This is a genomic window from Streptomyces sp. NPDC057136 (assembly GCF_042670885.1).
GTDB lineage: Bacteria > Actinomycetota > Actinomycetes > Streptomycetales > Streptomycetaceae > Streptomyces.
Genome location: NZ_JBHUUV010000030.1, coordinates 49,067 through 66,336 on the forward strand (window position 1 = coordinate 49,067; position 17,270 = coordinate 66,336).

A 17,270-nucleotide genomic window follows, 5' to 3' on the forward strand; every position below is an offset into this window, starting at 1 on the left:
GGGCGCCGGGCGTATGCCCGGCGCCCTCACTCCGTTGCCGTCACCTGTGCGTACGCCGCGTCCCGCACATCGGCGACCGGGTGCTGGCGCAGCAGTCTCAGCTGGGTGCGCCAGGGTCCCGTCCAGGCGGTGCGCCGTCCGGCGGCCGCGGTGATCGCCGCCGCGAAGAGCCCCTCGGCGCAGCCGCCGCTCTCCGTGAGCCGGGCGGCGACGGTAAGCAGTCCGTCGGTGTCCCCGCTCGCCGGCCGGTTGCCGGAGCTGATCCGCTCGCCGAGTGTCCTGGCCGTGCGGGAGGCGAGCACCGGCCGCCCTTCGTGGAGCACGGCCAGCCGGGCCAGCTCGGTGTGCAGCGCGCCCGGCCCGGACTCCGGGTCCGGATCGACGGCGTGCACGAGCAGTTCGACGGCCTGCGGTACGAAGTCCCGGTGCGCGGCGAGGAGGGTGCCCGCGGCGGCGAGCACGGGGCGGGCGGTGTAGTGCCGGGGCGTCGAACGTGCGGTGAGCGACCGGACCGTGTGCACGACCCGTTGTCTGGCCGGGCGGTCCCGTTCGCTGCCCGCCTCGTCGGCGGTGTCGTTGACGGCCAGGGCCAGCAGCGTCCGGTTCAGGGCGAGTGCCGCCTCCGGCGTGCTCAAGGCGGCGCCCACCAGTGCGTCGGCGGCCGACTGCCAGGCCCCGCGCCGGTCCAGACCGATGACCGCGGCCACGAATACGTCGCAGGCCCCGGGCGCCCAGGGCACCCAGCGGGCCAGGGTGTGGTGGGCGAGGGCGGCAAGCTCCTCGTCGTCGGTGGCGCACACCTCCTGCACCAGCCGCGCGTAGCGGGGACGGTGGGCCTCGGGCAGCTGCGCCGGATGTGCCCGCAGTACGGCGGTGCGCAGGGCGCGGCCACCGCGTGCCGCGTCCGTCATCACCTCCCACATCCGCTCGTCGCCGAGCAGATCCGTACCGAACGCCACGCACGCCGCCCGCACGTCCGGATGCTGGTCCGCCGTCGCGTACGCCTCGGCGAGCACCTGTGCGGCCTGGTCCACCGGCAGCCGGGTCGCGGCGAGCCTGACCATCTCCTTGCGGCTGGTCACCTTGCCGGTGCCGGGCGCGGTGCGGTCCCGCAGCAGTGCGCCCAGCGTGGCGGGGCGGGTGTGGAGCGCGGCGCGGCTCGCGGCGTACACAGCGACGCGGGCGCGGTCGTCGCCGGTGTGGGCGAGCAGTTCGGGCAGTGCGTCGGCCGGCGCGTCCGTCCGGGCGAGTGCGGCGAGGGCCGCCTCGGCGAGCACCACGTCGGTGGACGCGGTCCACTCCCGTATCGCGTCGACGCCGTGCCCGGGGATACGGGCCAGGTCGGTGATGGCCGCGGCCCGTGCGTAGAGGGGCAGTTTCTCGTCCCGGGCGGCCCGCGCCAGGGTGTGGGCGGCGGCCAGTTGCTGACGGGGCACCCAACGCGCGCTGTGCTCCACCGGTGGTGTCCAGGAGGTCCCGTGGGTAAGGAAGCGCCCGTACGGCGGACTTTCGGCGAGGTACGGGTCGAGCAAATCGGTGCGGCGGCCGGTGAGCAGCGCGATGATGTCCGGCAGTACGGCGGCGGACGGCTCCCGGGCGAGGACGCGTTCCACCCGCTCGTCCCGGTCGGCGGCCGGTTGCAGCCAGAGGCCGATCGCGGTCCGGGCGGCGCTGTTGTTTCCGTAGCGGACCGCCTGCCACAGCAGTTCCTGGAGCTCCGGCATGGCGGCGGCGCGCCGGCCGACGGCCCGGGTGAGCGCGAACACGAGCCCGTAGTCGGACTTGTCGCTCCCCGCCTCCAGCCACGGCCGCAGCGCCTCGAAGACGGTGTGCTCCTGGCCGCGCCGCAGCGTGCGGTCGAGCCGGCCGAGGTCGGCGTGGCCGGTGCTCCCGGACAGCCTGACGAGCGTGCGCAGCGCCCAGTTGACGAGTGCGCGCTGCCCGGTGGCCGTGTGTTCGCGCAGGATGCCGAGCGCGAGGGAGCTCAGCGTGGACCGGGTGTGCGGGGAGGAGTCGGGGGCCTCGACGGCATCGGTGGTGATGCGGTCGAGCAGCGGTTCCACCTCGTCGGTGAAGAGGGCGGGCGCCGTGCCGAGCAGGGCGCGGAGCGCGGCGGACCGGACCGGGTCCTGCTCGTTGCGCAGGCGCAGCATGTCGTCGAGGACGGTGGCGACGACGGACGGGTCGCCCGAGCGCCCGGCGTTGCGGATCAGCAGCGGCCAGGCTTCGGCGCGGTCCGCGGCGGCCGGCCGGCGGGTGGCGGTCAGCAGCCGCTCGCGCACCTCGGCGGGCGGCAGATACGACTCGGCGAGCAGCACGCTGCTCCAGTGCTCTCCGCGGTCCCGGGCGCGGTCCGCCATCCGCCGCGCCAGGTGCGCCACATGGCTGCGGGGCATCGCATCGAGCAGTGGGGCGTCCACGGTGTCGCTCTCGCCCCGGCCTTCGACGACCGCCTCGTGGAAGGCGGCGCGCCGGGCCGGAGGCAGGGCGAGGAGCAGCCTGTTCAGGACGTCGCCGTGACCGGCCAGGGTCCGGGCGAGTGCGACGACCAGGCCCTCGGGCGCCTGCCTGGCGAGTCGGTGCAGCACCGTGTGGCCGAGAGCGCCGCTGCGCGAGACCGCGAGCGCGTCGAGGCCGCCGGAGGCGACGAGGAGCCGGAGGAGCCGGGCGGGGTCGGCTGTCGCGAGGGGCCCGAGGCTGCCGTGGAGGCCCACGGGCACGGTGGAAGGTCCGTGGCGTTCGAGCAGGTCGAGGACGCGGTGCGGAAGCCGGGGCGCGGCGGCGGCGACCGCGCGGTCGTGTCCGTACCACCGCCACCAGTCGTCGCGCAGCGCCTCGGGCTGTGCGGCGAGGTCCTGTTCGGCGGCGTCCAGGAGCGGGCCGGGGTGGCGGCGGCCCAGCGCGGTCCAGCCGCCGACCGAACGGAAGAGGTCGGGCAGCAGCCGGCTCACGGTGCCGGTGGAGCAACCCGGCAGCAGGCGCGCCGCCTCGGCGTCGCCCCAGGTCTCGCGTACCCCGTCGATCAGCCGGTCGGCGAGCCCGGTGCGGCCGTCGGCGACGATCGCCCGCATCAGCCGGCGGCGTACGGCCGTGGGCGCGTCGGCCAGTGCCCTCTCGTACGCCGTGTCCGGTACGCCGAGACTGCGGGCCACCTGAAGTGCGTGACTCCGGACGAAGGAGTCCTCGTCGGCGAGACACCTCTCGATCCACTCGCGGTCCTGACCGACGGCTGCGGCGATGACGGCGAGGCCCCGCTCGTACGGTCCGCCGCCGTTCTCCAGCTCCTCCAGGACGGCCCGCAGCACGCCGTCGGCCCTGAACCGCCGGGCGCGCGCGGCGAGTTCCCGCATGCGCTGCGGATACGACAGGGAGTCGACGGTATCGAGCAGGGCGCAGACGAGGGCGACGGGCCGGGCATCGGTCATGGGGCTGATTGTGCCGTGCGAGGGTGGCCCGACCCCAGAGGTTTCCGGACCGTACTCCGTGCCGGGTGAAGCCAGTGACGCGTCTTTTCCTCTTCGGCGCGCCGATCGCCATCGCCGCATCCATCGTGTTCGGCAGCAGCGGCGACCCGTCGCTGCCCACGGGTTCGCCGCAGGCGGCGGAGCCCGCACCGGCCACGCCTGTCGGCGGCGACGCCAGTGCCTCGGCCAAGCGGGAGGCGGAGGACGCGGAGATAGCCGGTCTGCCCGCCGGGCTCGCGAAGCCGCGGACGAAGGAGATCGCCTCGCAGCTGGTGGCCAGTGCGGAGAACTCCACCCTGGACTGGCGCAGCCAGTACGGCACCATCGAGGACGTCGGGGACGGCACCGGCTACACGGCGGGCATCATCGGCTTCTGTTCCGGGACGAACGACATGCTTCAGCTTCGGATTGTCCGGATGCTCCTCGGTGAAGGACTCGACGAACGGGCTCGGCACGCTGGGGCAGTTCATCTACTACGACGCGATGGTCCTGCACGGCCCCGGAATCGAGGCGACGGGCTTCTACGGAATCCGCGACGCGGCGATGGAGGCGGCCGACACGGCGGCCGAGGGCGGCGACGAGACCGCGTATCTCGATGCCTTCCTGGACGCGGGCAGGTCGGTGATCCAGGCGAGGAAGACCCAGCGCGACACCTCACGGATCGACGCAGCGCAGCGGGTGTTCCTGCGCGACGGCAATCTGGACCTGCGGGCGCCTCTGGTGTGGCAGACGTACGGCGAGACCTTCCGCATTCCGTCCTGAACCGGCGGGTGCGGCACCCGGGCGGTCAGCCCTGGTCGCGCGTTCCTCTGCGCATCCGGTCCCGCTCCTTCTCGGAGAGCCCGCCCCAGACGCCGAACCGCTCGTCGTTGGCGAGTGCGTACTCCAGGCAGGCGACCCGGCCCTCGCAGGCGTTGCACAACTGCTTGGCCTCGCGCGTCGAGCTGCCCGGAGCAGGGAAGAAGAATTCGGGTCCCGCCTGCGCGCAGAGCGCCGTCTCCCGCCAGGCGATCGCGTCGTCGGTGATGGTGTTGATCAGCATGGTGACCACAGTGCCGGGTGCCGATAAACAACCGATCAACGACCCGTCAATACGGCGCACCGCAGACGTGCTCAGTCGTGCGGCATCGGTGCGGGCTTGATCACGGCGAACGCCGCGCCGAACGGGTCGGCGAGATGGGCGATCCTGCCCACGCCCTCGATGTCCTGGGGCGCCACCGTCACACTGCCGCCCAGCCGCTCGGACTCCGCCGACGCGGCATCGCAGTCCTCCACCGTGAAGTACGGCAGCCAGTGCGGGCCCCGGTCGGCCTCGGCCCGCACATCGCCCAGGTGGACGAGCCCGCCGAAGGCCGACTCCGGGCTGCCGCCCGCCGGTCTCACCGTGGTGTAGGAGCCGCCGGGGAAGCTTGTCTCGTCGGCTTCCCAGCCGAAGAGCGTCTGGAAGAACGCGACGGCCGCCGGCACGTCGGGGGTGTGCAGCTCCGACCAGAGCAGGGAGCCCGGTTCCTGAATGACGGCCAGGCCGCGGTTGGTTCCCGGCTGCCAGACACCGAAGTACGCCCCCTCGTTGTCCGTGAAGCCGGCCATCCGCCCGAATTCCAGGACGTCCATCGGCTCGAAGAGCACATTGCCCCCGGCCTGGGCCACGGTCTTGGCGGTGGCGTCCGCGTCGGGCGTCTGGAAGTAGACCGACCAGGAGGGCTTCGCCTGGTCCTCCGGCACGGTCATCACACCCGCGGCCGCATCCCCGTTCAGCGTGTACATCCCGTACTCACCGGTCTCGGGGCCACCGGGCACCAGCTCCCAGCCGAACAGGCCGCGGTAGAACGCGGTGGCCCCGGCCAGGTCGGGCGTGCCCAGGTCGATCCAGTTGGGGACTCCGGTGACAAAGCTGGGGTTGAGCATGGTGTGCCCCTTCAGCGAGCCCGGCTGTCTCGCTCGTCTCGTGGCGCGGGGAAATTCCCCGCACGACCGAGTCTTGCACCGGGCACTGACAACCGCAGGCCGGCACGGCCGGGGCGGACTGGGGCCGTGGGACCATGAGCACCGGCCGGGCGGGTGAGTGAGTGCCACGGTGAGGGCAGGGCTTGAGGGCAGGGCTGTGGGACAGAGGGACGTACATGACTGAGGCCGGGGCGACGCCTACCGAGGCGCCCACGGGACGAGCCGCCCGGGAGTTGTTCGGCCGCGCGGAGCGGTTGCTGGAGACGGCCCGCGCGGTGCTGGCCGATCGCGGCCGGGCCCTCGATGCCGTCCGCGGCTCACTCGATCCGCTGCTGGACAGCCTGGTCAGCCAGGAGTTGGCGGCCATCCCCGTGTCGCGGCTCAAGGACGTGACCGAGGGGCGCCTGCGGATCGGTGCGGTCGAGGAGGCCGGTTACGCGACGGTCGGCCAGGTGCACACGGCGAGCCGTTACGAGCTCCGGCAGATCCCCGGCGTGGGGGCGCAGACCGCCGACCAGGCGCTGGCCGCGGCACGCCAGATCGCGCACGCCGTCCGTGACACAGTCTCGGTACGCATAGACGTGGACGCTCCCGACCAGCCGACGACCGCGCTGGTGGTGGCCCTGAACCGGCTGGTCGAGGCGGGGCCCGACGTCCGGCGGGCCTGCGACGCCGCACGCGGGCTCCTCGCACGGCTGGAGCCCCTGCTGACCACGGCCGGACCGGCCGCGGGCCGGCTGCGCATGCTGTTCACCGGCCGGGCGGCCCGGGAACAGGTGCTGGCCGCGGCCCTCTCCGTACGGACCGTCGTGGCCGAGGCGGACCAACGGGACGTGCCGCTGCTGTTCGGGCAGGTGTCGGTCGACCTGCTGCGGGCACCGGAGTCCGCGCCCGGAGCCTGGGTCGACTTCGAGCTGCGGTCCGCCGAGTACTACAGCCTGCTGGCCGAGATGTCGGGCACGGGACCCGACCGGGACGCCGCCGAGGGCTTTCTCCCGACCGGGATCGCGGACCGGGTGCGCGGGCTGCGGCTCGACGATGCGCACCTGCGGGTCTCGTTGCGCGGTTACCAGTCGTTCGGCGCGCGGTTCGCCCTGGCGCAGAAGCGGGTGATCCTCGGCGACGAGATGGGACTCGGTAAGACCGTCCAGGCCATCGCGGCGCTCGCCCATCTCTCCGCGCGGGGCGAGACCCACTTCCTGGTGGTGTGCCCGGCAAGCGTGCTGATCAACTGGACGCGGGAGATCCGTGCCCGCTCCACGCTGCGCGCGCTCCCGGTGCACGGTCCGGAGCGGCGCGAGGCGTTCACCGAGTGGTGCGGGAGCGGCGGGGTCGCCCTCACCACGTTCGACGCCCTGCACACCCTGCCGGACGCGTGGGCCGGTGCGGTGCGGCCGGGCATGCTGGTGGTGGACGAGGCCCACTTCGTGAAGAATCCGGCGACCCGCCGCGCCCGGAGCGTGGCCGGCTGGGCGGAGCGCACCGAGCGGGTCCTGTATCTGACCGGCACTCCGATGGAGAACCGGGTCGAGGAGTTCCGCAGCCTCGTCCGCCAGCTCCGGCCCGAACTGGCCCCTGCCGTCTCCACGACCCACGGCGCCGCCGGTTCGCACGCCTTCCGCAGAGCGGTCGCCCCCGCCTATCTGCGGCGCAACCAGGTGGACGTGCTGAGCGAACTCCCCGCGCTGGTCCGCGTCGACGAGTGGGAGGAGTTCAGCGCGGCCGATCTCGACGCCTACCGCGAGGCCGTGAGTTCCGGGCAGTTCATGCGGATGCGCCGCGCCGCGTACGCACGGCCGGACACCTCCGCAAAGCTGAGCCGGCTGTGCGAGCTGGTCGCGGAGGCGGAGAGCAACGGGCTCAAGGTGGTCGTGTTCTCCTACTTCCGCGAGGTGCTGGCCACGGTCCAGGAGGCCCTGGGCAAGGGCGTGTTCGGGCCGGTCTCCGGGAGTCTGCCGGCCGCCCGCCGTCAGGACCTGGTCGACGCGTTCGGCGCGGCAGAGGGGCATGCGGTCCTGCTCAGCCAGATCCAGGCCGGGGGCGTCGGGCTGAACATGCAGGCGGCCTCGGTGGTCATCCTGTGCGAACCGCAGATCAAACCGACGATGGAGCACCAGGCCGTGGCCCGCGCCCATCGCATGGGGCAGATACGCACGGTCCAGGTGCACCGGCTCCTGGCGACGGACAGCGTCGACCAGCGGATGCTGGACATCCTCGCGCGCAAGGACCGGCTCTTCGACGCGTACGCACGGCGCAGCGATGTCGCCGAGGCGACGCCCGATGCCGTCGATGTGTCGGACGGGTCGCTCGCCCGGCGCATCGTCGAGGAGGAACAGCGGCGGCTGGCCGCGGAGGGCTGACCGGGGCTGGGGCCTGATCCGCCGGACAGGCCCTAGGCCGACAGGGCCTAGTGCTGGTGTGCCTCCCCGCTGTCGGTGTCCTCCTCGGCCTCGGCGGCCTTTTCGGCTCCGGCTACATGGTGCGGTTCGTAGCCCGGGATCGTGCCGTCAGTCTTCGCGACCAGCAGCAGTCCGGCCATGCCCATGTCGGAGTGGCTCTGGACGTGGCAGTGGTACATCCAGGCCCCCGCACCCACCTGCTCGCCCGCGATGAACTGGAAGCCGAAGGAGTCGGCGGGCCCGCAGATCTTCGTGTCGATCACCCGGCTGGGGTCGTCGGGCCCGGTGAGCAGCCCGGTTCTGTTGTCCGCCCAGCGATGACCGTGGATGTGGAACGTGTGGTAGTACTCGCCGTGCGTGATCATCACGACCTCGACCCGGTCGCCCACCGTGGCCTCGAAGTTCGGGCTCTCGTGCGCCGCCTTGTTGTTGATCGTCATGTCGTTGAAGACGATCGTGAGCGTCTTGTCCGGGAGGATGTCGCCCCTGCGCCGGACGACCAGGGGACCGTAAAGGCCCTTGCGGATGCCGCCGGTGCCATGATCCGTTCCCACGACGTGGTCGTGGTAGTGCCAGTACCCGGCACTGCCCGCCCGCCAGGTGCCGTCCTTCCGGCGGCCCGGGGCGTGGGTGCGCCAGGTGTAGGTGCGGGTGCCGCCCGGTTCGACATGGCTCTTGTTCAACCGGGTGCCGTCGCTGGCGATGTCGTAGTCGACGCCGTGGACATGGAGGCTGGCGTCGACGTCCGTGGTGTTCTCGAACTCGATGTGCAGGGTGTCGCCCTCGTTGAGTTCGATGAGCGGCCCGGGGACCGACGCCTTGCCCTTCTCGAAGCCGTACCCGAGCGAGCCGTCCGGCATCTTCTCGGCGTACATCTTCAGCCGCCGCACCTCACCTCCCGCCGGGGCGGTCCTGGGCGGGGTCTCCGCCGAGCTGGCCTCGACCGCACCGAGCGACAACGATGTCACCCCCGTTGCCGCGGCAGCCGCACCGCCCGCCAGCATGCGCCGGTTGAAGGTCCTTCGGTCCATGTCGAACTCCCCACTACGAAAGGGCAACTGACGGGCTTTCGGAGACGGACAGGGGCAGAGGTGCCCCCTGGACGGCCCATACGGTAGCCGCGGGATCTCCGTTTATCCACACCCAGGACAAAGTTCGTGCCATTGCTGCCATAGCTCTTGGCGAGTCACGAAAAGAGGTCTAGCTTCATGCGCTGTTGCAGTGACCAAAGAGGGGTGGGTGACCACATGCAGCGCACACCACATCACCGGTCCAGATCACGACGAGGTATCGCGGCGGCCGTGGCGGCCGGCGCACTGACCGCTTCCCTGCTCGGAGGCGGTGCCGCGAGCGCCGGACCCTATCCGGAGCCGATGGACCGGGCGACAACGTTGTCTCTTCCGTCGCCGCCCGGCGGCGCCAATGTCAGGGTGCTGGTCTTCCACGCCTCGGCGGGCGAGGAGTCACCGACTGTCGACGCGGGTATCGCGGCGATCGAGAAGATCGGGCTGAGCGGCCCGACCGCCGGCCGCTTCAGGACCGTCGCCACCGATGACGCCGGTGTCTTCACCGATGAGCGGCAGCTCGGCCGGTACAACGCGGTCGTCTTCCTGACCAGCGGCGATGTCCTCGACCCGGAGCAGGAGGCCGGTCTGGAGTCGTACATGGAGGCGGGCGGAGGGTTCCTCGGCATCCACGACGCGGCGCGCACCGAGCCGTACTCGGACTGGTTCACCGGACTTGTCGGGGCCCGGCCCGCCGCCGGCAGCCCCACCACCGCGCAGCGTGCGACGGTCGAGATCGGCGACCGGCAGCACCCGGCGACCAAGAGTCTTCCGCTGGAGTGGAAGCGGCCCGACAAGTGGCTGAACTGGACGAAGAATCCGTCCGGTGACGTGCACACCGTGGCCCGCGTCCGCGAGAGCACCTACAAGCCGGGCGCGAGCGCCAACGGCTGGGACCACCCGGTCTCCTGGTGCCGCGACTACGACGGCGGCCGTTCCTTCTACACGAGCATGGGCGGCACCGTCGACAGCTTCGCCGAGACGGACTTCCGCGACCATCTGCGCGGCGCGCTCGCCTGGACCTCCCGCATCTCGCAGGCCGACTGCAAGGCCACGATCAACGCCAACTACAAGGCCGAGCGGGTCACCCAGCCCAACCAGCCGGGCCAGAACGACCAGATCGGTGAGCCGCACGGACTGGTCACCGCCCCCGACGGCCGGGTCTTCTACATCGGCCGCGGCGGCGCCGACAGCAGCCGGCCGGTCGTCATCGACTGGAACGACCCGGACATCGGCAAGGGTCAGGGCGAGATCCACGTCTACGACCCCGCGACCAAGAAGGTCACCCTCGCGGGAGCGCTGACCGTCTTCGGCAACAAGGGCGGCGGCGACGAGACGGTCAAGGTCGAGGAGGGCCTCCTCGGGATCGAACTCGACCCGGACTTCGCGAAGAACGGCTGGGTGTATCTGCACTACACCCCCCACGCGAAGATCGACCGCGACAAGCGGATGGCGGTACGCCAGGTCTCCCGCTTCACCTTCGACCCGGCCACGAAAAAGCTGGACACGGCCTCCGAGAAGGTGCTGCTCCAGTGGCCGGTCCAGATCCACAGCTGCTGCCACGCGGGCGGCGGCATGGCCTGGGACTCCAAGGGCAACCTGTACATCGCGACGGGTGACAACAACTCGTCCGGTTCCAGCGGTGGTTACTCGGGGAACAACCCGGCGCCGAACTACAAGGGCGTGTCGTACGCCGACGCCCGGCGCACCTCGGGCAACACCAACAACCTCAATGGGAAGATCCTGCGGATCCACCCCGAGGCCGACGGTACGTACACCCTGCCCGAGGGCAATCTCTTCACCGGCGAGGAGCCTGACGAGGGCGGCGGCAAGACCCGCGGCGAGATCTATGTGATGGGTGTGCGCAACCCGGCCAGGATCTCCGTCGACCCGTCGACCGACACGCTGTACGCGGGCTGGGTCGGCCCCGACGCGGGCGCACCCAGCACCACCTGGGGGCCCGCCAAGTACGACACCTTCGCCGCGATCACCAAGGCGGGCAACCACGGCTGGCCGTACTGCATGGGCAACAAGCAGCCCTACCGGGACCGCGGCCTGGCCGACCCGTCCGTACCGCTCGGCTGGTACAACTGCGACGCGCCCAGGAACGAGTCGCCGAACAACGACGGACTGGTGAAGCTGCCGCCCGTCACCTCCAACACCATCTGGTACTCCCCGCAGGGCGGCGGCATCGACTACCCGCGCGACGCCAACGGCATCCCGAGCTACAAGACCGAGGAGCAGAAGCAGCTTCTGCCGTGGCTCAAGGGCGGCGGCCAGGCCACGATGAACGGCCCGGTGTACCGGTACGACGCGGCGAGCACGAGCGCCGACAAGTGGCCCTCGTACTGGGACGGCAAGTGGTTCGTCGGTGACTTCTACGACGGCGACCAGCCCCGGCACGCGGTGCTCACCGACCCGAAGACGGTCGGTCAGGGCGGACTGCCCACGCACGCCGAGTCCCTGAAGAAGATCATCCCGGTGGGGGCCGACGGCATCCGCAACCTCATGGACTGGAAGTTCGCCCCGGACGGTTCGCTCTACGTCCTGGACTACGGGCGGGGCTTCTTCACCTCGGACCCCAAGTCCGCGCTGTGGCGCGTGACGTACAAGGGCGGGGGGCCGACCCCGGCCGCCGCCGATCTGGCCAGGAAGGCGGAAGTTCAGTGAGACACCGTCCCCGCTTCGCACGGCTCCGGTACCGGCCCGCCCGGCTGTGGCCGGCCCTGCTGGCCTCGTTCCTGCTGATCCTCGGGCTCACCTCCACTGCCGCGTACGGCCGGGAGGACGACCGGGAGGCGGCGGCAGCGGACCAGGTGCTCAGCTGGACCGCGGGCGACCCCATCGACCGCTATCTGTCCGCGCCCAGAACGGCGGTGGCCGGCGCCGCGACCATCGTGTTCGAGAACAGCGCGGCGACCGGCAACACGACGGGCATGCCGCACACGCTGACGTTCAGCGTCTCGGACCCGGAGTTCAACAACGACGTCCCGCTGAACATCCTCGCCAACCCGAGCGACAGCGAGGGCGGAAAGCACAGCGTGCAGGTCACGCTCAGCCCCGGCCGGTACTTCTACCACTGCACCATTCCCGGTCACGGGTCGATGCAGGGCATTCTCACCGTGACCGAGGGCACCGGCGAGGACACCACAGCGCCGGAGACCTCGGCGAAGGTGGACGGTGACAGGAACGCCGACGGCGCGTACATCGGCCAGGCCGCCGTCAGCGTGGCGGCGACCGACGCCGGTTCGGGCGTCGACACCGTCGAGTACGCGGTCGGTGCTGACGGCGCCTGGCAGCCGTACACCACGCCCGTCGTGGTGAACCAGGTCGGCAGTCACTCGATCCGCTACCGGGCCACCGACAAGGCAGGCAACGTGGCGGCGGAGAAGGCCGTCGACTTCAGCGTGGCCGCGCCGCCCACGGACGATGCGACGCCGCCGGAGACCTCGGCGACCGTATCGGGCGAGAAGGACGCCCAGGGCGCGTACCTGGGGATGGCCACCGTCACCGTGACGGCGTCCGACACCGGGTCCGGCGTCAACACCATCGAGTACGCGATCGGGACGGCCGGCGCCTGGCAGCCGTACACCGCGCCGGTGATGGTGCATGAGGTCGGCGCGCACAAGGTCCGCTACCGGGCCACCGACAAGGCGGGCAACGCGGCCGCGGAGAAGGCCGTCGACTTCACCGTCGTCGAGCCGCCCACGCAGGACGCGACACCGCCGGAGACGACGGTGGCGCTGACGGGCGAGAAGAACTCGGACGGCGCCTTCATCACCAGCGCGAAGGCGACGGTCACCGCGACCGACGCCGACTCCGGGGTGGACAGGATCGAGTACTCCCTCGACGGCGGCCCGTACCTGACCTACACCGCCCCGGTGCTCGTCGACCGGATCGGCTCCCACACCTTCGCCCACCGGGCGACGGACAAGGCAGGCAACACCTCCGAGGCGAAGCAGGTGTCGTTCACGGTCGCCGAGGGCGGCGGCGTTCCGGCGCCGAACTGCCCGGAGTTCGACGAGCGGCTGACGGTCATCGTCGGCACGGTCGACAGCGGCGTCCCGAACCGTGTCACCGGCAACCGGTGCACGATCAACGAGCTGATCGAGGACGAGAAGGACTGGTCCTCGCACGCGCTGTTCCTCAAGCACGTGGACACGGTCCTCGACAAGCTCCTGGCCGCCGGGGTGATCGACGCCCGCGAGCACCGCACGATCTACCGGGCGGCTAAGCAGTCCGGCATCGGCAGGCCGGGCCAGGTCGAGGGCTACCGGAAGCTGTTCGACGGCACGGCCGCGTCGCTGGCCAAGTGGGAGCAGGTGGGCGGCGGCAGGTTCGGGCTCAACGCGGACGGCACCATCACCAGCTCGACGACGGTCCCCGGCATGGGCATGCTGTGGTTCCCGGGCAGGCAGTACGGGGACTTCTCGCTGAAGCTCCAGTGGCGGGACGACGCACCGGGTACGGGCAACGCCAACAGCGGTGTGTTCGTGCGGTTCCCGTACGTCCACGACAACCCGGAGGAGTCGCGTCCGGAGTGGGTCGCCATCAAGTACGGCCATGAGGTGCAGATCAACGACCGGCCGGACGGCGACATGTACAAGACGGGCTCGCTCTACGGGTTCGACCGGGTGGGTCTCGGCGGCGCCGGGGTCACTCCCAAGGGGACCTGGAACGACTACGAGATCCGGGTGGTGGACCAGCACTACTCGATCTACCGCAACGGTGTGCTGATCAACGAGTTCGAGAACACCGGTGGTCAGCTCTTCGAGCCTCCGCGCGGCGACGACCCGGGCACCGACGGCCGGCGGTTCGCCTCCGGATATGTCGGGCTCCAGGTGCACGGCACCACGGACGTGGTCTCGTACCGCGACATCCGTATCAAGGAGCTGTAGCCCGCGACACCGTGTCAGGAGGCCGTGGCCACATGCTCGGGCATGTGGCCACGGCCTCCGTCGTGCGCGCCGCTCACGCCTTGGCGTCGTCCTCGTCGTGCCGGGCGCGGCTGGGCTGGACGCGCTTCGGTTCGCCGGGCATCTTGGGGTACTCCGGCGGGTAGGGCATGTCGCCCAGGCTCCGGTCCCGCTCGTCCCGCTCCGCGAGTTCCAGCACCCGTTCCAGGCCGAAGGTGTGGTTCTCCATGTCGGCGTGGACGTCGCCGAGTTCCGCGTACCGCGTGGGCATGGTCCTGATGTCGAAGTCGCGCGGCTCGACGTCGTCGATCTCCTCCCAGCGCAGCGGTGCGGAGACCGGGGCGTGCGGGAAGGGGCGTACGGAGTAGGCGGAGGCGATCGTACGGTCACGGGCCGTCTGGTTGTAGTCGACGAAGATGCGCTCGCCGCGCTCCTCCTTCCACCAGGCGGTGGTGACGCGGTCCGGCATGCGCCGGGCCAGGTCGCGGCCGATGGCGATGGTGGCGCGGCGGACCTCGGTGAAGGTCCAGCGGGGTTCGATCGGCACGAAGACATGGATGCCGCGCCCGCCGGAGGTCTTGGGCCAGCCGCGCAGCCCGTGCTCGTCGAGGACGGAGCGCAGTTCGTGGGCGGCGGTGACCGCGTCCGCGTAGTCCGTGCCGGGCTGCGGGTCGAGGTCGATGCGCAGCTCGTCGGGGTGGTCGGTATCGGCGCTCCGTACCGGCCAGGGGTGGAAGGTGAGCGTGCCGAGGTTGGCCGCCCAGAGGACGGCGGCGATCTCGGTGGGGCAGATCTCGTCGGCGGACCGCCCGCTGGGGAAGGCGATGCGTGCGGTCGGAATCCAGTCGGGGAGGTTCTTCGGCGCCCGCTTCTGGTAGAAGAACTCGCCGGTGACTCCGTCCACGAAGCGCTGAAGGGTGGTCGGCCGGTCGCGCAGGGCACGGGTGATTCCGCCCCCCACCGCGAGGAAGTACTCGGCCACGTCCCGCTTCGTATAGCCCTTGTCCGGAAAGTAGACCTTGTCGGGGTTGGACAGTCGTACCGGCCGTCCGCCTGCGTCCAGCTCCACCGCTGCTCCCATGTCGGCCACAGTAGGCCGGGCTCACCTATGCCGCACATCGGGAGACGTTCAGGGAGGTATGGGCAACAATCGGGCGCATGGACCTTCCGGTGATGCCGCCCGTGAAACCGATGCTCGCCAAGTCCGTGTCGGCGATCCCGCCCGGAATGCACTACGAGGCCAAGTGGGACGGCTTCCGGGCGATCGTGCACCGGGACGGCGACGAGGTGGTGATCGGCAGCCGGACCGGCAAGCCGCTCACCCGCTACTTTCCCGAGCTGGTCGTCGCACTGCGGGACAATCTGCCGCCCCGCTGTGTGCTCGACGGGGAGATCGTCGTCATCCACGACGGGCGGCTCGACTTCGACCGGCTCAGCGAGCGCATCCACCCGGCCGACTCGCGGGTGCGGATGCTGGCCGAGCAGACTCCGGCAGCCTTCGTCGCCTTCGACGTCCTCGCGGCGAACGACACGTCCCTGCTCTCCGCCCCTCTGGCCGACCGGCGGTCGGTGCTGGAGGTGGCGCTCTCCGATGCCTCGGCGCCGGTATATCTCGCGCCTGCCACCACGGACCTGGCGACCGCGCAGGAGTGGTTCGAGCACTTCGAGGGCGCCGGGCTCGACGGTGTCGTCGCGAAGCCGCTCGATCTGCCCTACCGGCCCGACATCCGCGCGATGTACAAGATCAAGCACGAACGGACCGCCGACTGCGTGGTGGCGGGCTACCGCGTCCACAAGAGCGGCCCGGTCGTCGGCTCGCTGCTGCTGGGCCTGTACGACTCCGAGGGCGTCCTCCAGCATGTCGGTGCGTGTGCCGCCTTCTCGATGGCGCGGCGCGCGGAGCTCGCGGAGGAGCTGGAGCCGCTGCGCAGCGGCGTCGAGGATCATCCGTGGGCGGCCTGGGCGGACGCGGCGGCGCACGAGGGGGCCCGGCTGCCGGGCACGCCGAGCCGCTGGTCGGGAAAGAAGGACCAGTCGTGGGTGGCGCTGCGTCCGGAGCGGGTCTGCGAGGTCGCCTACGACCACATGGAAGGCGACCGCTTCCGGCACACCACCCAGTTCCGCCGGTGGCGGCCGGACCGCACTCCCGCCGGCTGCACGTACGCGCAGCTGGAGGAAGTGGTGCGGTACGACCTGTCCGAGGTGCTGTCAGGCGGCTGACGCGGCCGTGCCGCAGGGGTCCGGTGTTGCCGTCTCCGTGCCGGTCCCGGGGGCCGTGGTGTCGGACGGATCGGGGGACGGGGAGTCCGTGGGGCAGGCCGGGTCGCTGGTGCTCGGGTCCGGGTCCGGTGACGTCGGCGGTGTGGTCGGTGGCGTCGTCGGGTCCGTGGGTGTGGGGTCGGGGCTCGGAGATCCGGTGTCCGTCGGGTCGGGACCGGGGTCCGTGGGGCCGGTGTCCGTCGGGTCGGGGCTCGGGCTCGGCGGCCTGCTGGGGTCGGGGGGCGTGGGCAACGGTGGCGGGCTGGTGGGCTGCGGTCCGACGACGATGCCGCCGCCTCCCTCGCCGGGACTTCCGGTACTTCCGCTTCCGGGCTTTCCGGGGCCGCCGGAGCCGCCGACCGGGGCCTTGGGCTCGTTCGTGCCGCCCGCGCCGGGGCTCCGGGGAATGACGCCCTCGCCGTCGGCGACCGGGTGGGTGCCCTTACGGTAGAACTCCAGCCAGGACAGCACCGTACGCAGATACGTGTCCGAGTGGTTGTAGCTGAGGATCGCCAGGTCCAGATCGCCCCGCGCGTTCAGGTTCCGCGTTCCGGCGCAGAGGTAGTGCCCGGCCGCGAGCGCGGCGTCGTAGATGTTGTTGGGGTCGCGGCGCCCGTCGCGGTTGCCGTCCTTCCCCCAGTGCGCCCAGGTGGAGGGGATGAACTGCATCGGCCCGACGGCCCGGTCGTACTGTGCGTCGCCGTCGTAGGCGCCGTCGTCGGTGTCGCTGATGTTCGCGAACCCCACGCCGTTGAGCACCGGGCCGAGGATGCTGCCGAGGGTGGTGCCGCCGGAATCGACCCGGCCTCCGCGTGCCTGCCCGGACTCCACCTTGCCGATCGCCGCGAGCAGCTGCCACGGCAGGTTGCAGCCGGGGTCGCTGCGCCCGAGCGCGCCCTCCGCCGTGCGGTAGGCGGCAAGGACCGTCGCCGGGATGCCCGCCTCGGCTCGGGCCCGGACGTCCAAGGGACGGGGCTTCGCACCGCCCCTGGGCGGCTCCGGCGTCTTCAGCGGTGGCAACTCGGTGTGATACGAGTCGTCGTTGGGCACCTGGGACCAGACCACGTCGTCCTGGGCGGCGGCCTTCTCCTCGTTCAGCGGCTGACCGGTGAACCCCGGTGCCTGGGACGCGGTGAGCGCGGCCATCGCGGCGACGGCGGTGGCCGTACCGGTGAGTCCGCGGCGCATTGTGCCGTTGATCCTCATGCGTGCTCTCCTCTC

At 71.5% G+C, this 17,270-nt stretch carries 10 protein-coding genes and 1 pseudogene; 5 read left to right on the plus strand and 6 right to left on the minus strand.

Annotated features, from left to right (window positions below; genetic code table 11):
• Positions 1-26 precede the first annotated feature (26 nt).
• Positions 27-3,425: a hypothetical protein gene (locus ACFT7S_RS28870; RefSeq protein WP_382736830.1), complete on the minus strand. Its 3,399-nt coding sequence runs from the start codon at positions 3,423-3,425 to the stop codon at positions 27-29.
• Between the two features lie 74 nt (positions 3,426-3,499).
• Between ACFT7S_RS28870 and ACFT7S_RS28875 the strand changes: the two are divergent.
• Positions 3,500-4,226, plus strand: a pseudogene (locus tag ACFT7S_RS28875) (chitosanase).
• Between the two features lie 25 nt (positions 4,227-4,251).
• On the opposite strand, the gene ACFT7S_RS28880 reads toward ACFT7S_RS28875, so the two are convergent.
• Together ACFT7S_RS28880 and ACFT7S_RS28885 are read right to left on the minus strand one after the other, a co-directional pair.
• Positions 4,252-4,506, minus strand: coding sequence for a WhiB family transcriptional regulator (locus tag ACFT7S_RS28880; RefSeq protein WP_382736832.1), 255 nt, complete (start codon positions 4,504-4,506; stop codon positions 4,252-4,254).
• 71 nt (positions 4,507-4,577) lie between these two features.
• A complete protein-coding gene (locus ACFT7S_RS28885; RefSeq protein ID WP_382736834.1) occupies positions 4,578-5,372 on the minus strand; it encodes a VOC family protein in 795 nt (264 codons plus the stop codon).
• Positions 5,373-5,587: 215 nt separating this feature from the next.
• Between ACFT7S_RS28885 and ACFT7S_RS28890 the strand changes: the two genes are divergently transcribed.
• On the plus strand, positions 5,588-7,771 hold the full coding sequence (locus tag ACFT7S_RS28890) for a DEAD/DEAH box helicase (protein ID WP_382736835.1): 2,184 nt from the start codon (positions 5,588-5,590) through the stop codon (positions 7,769-7,771).
• A 47-nt stretch (positions 7,772-7,818) separates the two neighbouring features.
• Here ACFT7S_RS28890 and ACFT7S_RS28895 read toward each other — a convergent pair whose 3' ends face one another.
• Positions 7,819-8,841 carry a multicopper oxidase domain-containing protein gene (locus tag ACFT7S_RS28895; RefSeq protein ID WP_382736837.1) on the minus strand — a complete coding sequence of 341 codons (1,023 nt, stop codon included), beginning with the start codon at positions 8,839-8,841 and terminating at the stop codon, positions 7,819-7,821.
• Positions 8,842-9,111: 270 nt separating this feature from the next.
• Here ACFT7S_RS28895 and ACFT7S_RS28900 point away from each other — a divergent pair, with 270 nt between their 5' ends.
• On the plus strand, positions 9,112-11,544 hold the full coding sequence (locus tag ACFT7S_RS28900; RefSeq protein ID WP_382736839.1) for a ThuA domain-containing protein: 2,433 nt from the start codon (positions 9,112-9,114) through the stop codon (positions 11,542-11,544).
• Positions 11,541-13,772 carry an OmpL47-type beta-barrel domain-containing protein gene (locus tag ACFT7S_RS28905; protein WP_382736841.1) on the plus strand — a complete coding sequence of 744 codons (2,232 nt, stop codon included), beginning with the start codon at positions 11,541-11,543 and terminating at the stop codon, positions 13,770-13,772. The genes ACFT7S_RS28900 and ACFT7S_RS28905 overlap by 4 nt, the downstream gene beginning before the upstream one ends.
• Before the next feature lie 73 nt (positions 13,773-13,845).
• Here ACFT7S_RS28905 and ligD read toward each other — a convergent pair whose 3' ends face one another.
• On the minus strand, positions 13,846-14,871 hold the full coding sequence (gene ligD / locus ACFT7S_RS28910; protein ID WP_382736843.1) for a non-homologous end-joining DNA ligase: 1,026 nt from the start codon (positions 14,869-14,871) through the stop codon (positions 13,846-13,848).
• 77 nt (positions 14,872-14,948) lie between these two features.
• On the opposite strand from ligD, the gene ACFT7S_RS28915 reads away from it, so the two are divergent.
• Positions 14,949-16,010 (plus strand): ATP-dependent DNA ligase, encoded by a 1,062-nt coding sequence (locus ACFT7S_RS28915; protein ID WP_382736845.1) that lies wholly within the window; start codon positions 14,949-14,951, stop codon positions 16,008-16,010.
• Here ACFT7S_RS28915 and ACFT7S_RS28920 read toward each other — a convergent pair.
• Positions 15,999-17,255, minus strand: coding sequence for a lytic transglycosylase domain-containing protein (locus tag ACFT7S_RS28920; protein WP_382736847.1), 1,257 nt, complete (start codon positions 17,253-17,255; stop codon positions 15,999-16,001). The two genes, ACFT7S_RS28915 and ACFT7S_RS28920, sit on opposite strands and share 12 nt — an antisense overlap.
• Positions 17,256-17,270: the final 15 nt, after the last annotated feature.

Excerpts from the sequence above, each read along its gene's own strand:
- ACFT7S_RS28870 (WP_382736830.1), bottom strand. The coding sequence starts at position 3,425 with ATGACCGATGCCCGGCCCGTCGCCCTCGTCTGCGCCCTGCTCGATACC.
- ACFT7S_RS28880 (WP_382736832.1), bottom strand. The coding sequence starts at position 4,506 with ATGCTGATCAACACCATCACCGACGACGCGATCGCCTGGCGGGAGACG.
- ACFT7S_RS28885 (WP_382736834.1), bottom strand. The coding sequence starts at position 5,372 with ATGCTCAACCCCAGCTTTGTCACCGGAGTCCCCAACTGGATCGACCTG.
- ACFT7S_RS28890 (WP_382736835.1), top strand. The coding sequence starts at position 5,588 with ATGACTGAGGCCGGGGCGACGCCTACCGAGGCGCCCACGGGACGAGCC.
- ACFT7S_RS28895 (WP_382736837.1), bottom strand. The coding sequence starts at position 8,841 with ATGGACCGAAGGACCTTCAACCGGCGCATGCTGGCGGGCGGTGCGGCT.
- ligD (WP_382736843.1), bottom strand. The coding sequence starts at position 14,871 with ATGGGAGCAGCGGTGGAGCTGGACGCAGGCGGACGGCCGGTACGACTG.
- ACFT7S_RS28915 (WP_382736845.1), top strand. The coding sequence starts at position 14,949 with ATGGACCTTCCGGTGATGCCGCCCGTGAAACCGATGCTCGCCAAGTCC.
- ACFT7S_RS28920 (WP_382736847.1), bottom strand. The coding sequence starts at position 17,255 with ATGAGGATCAACGGCACAATGCGCCGCGGACTCACCGGTACGGCCACC.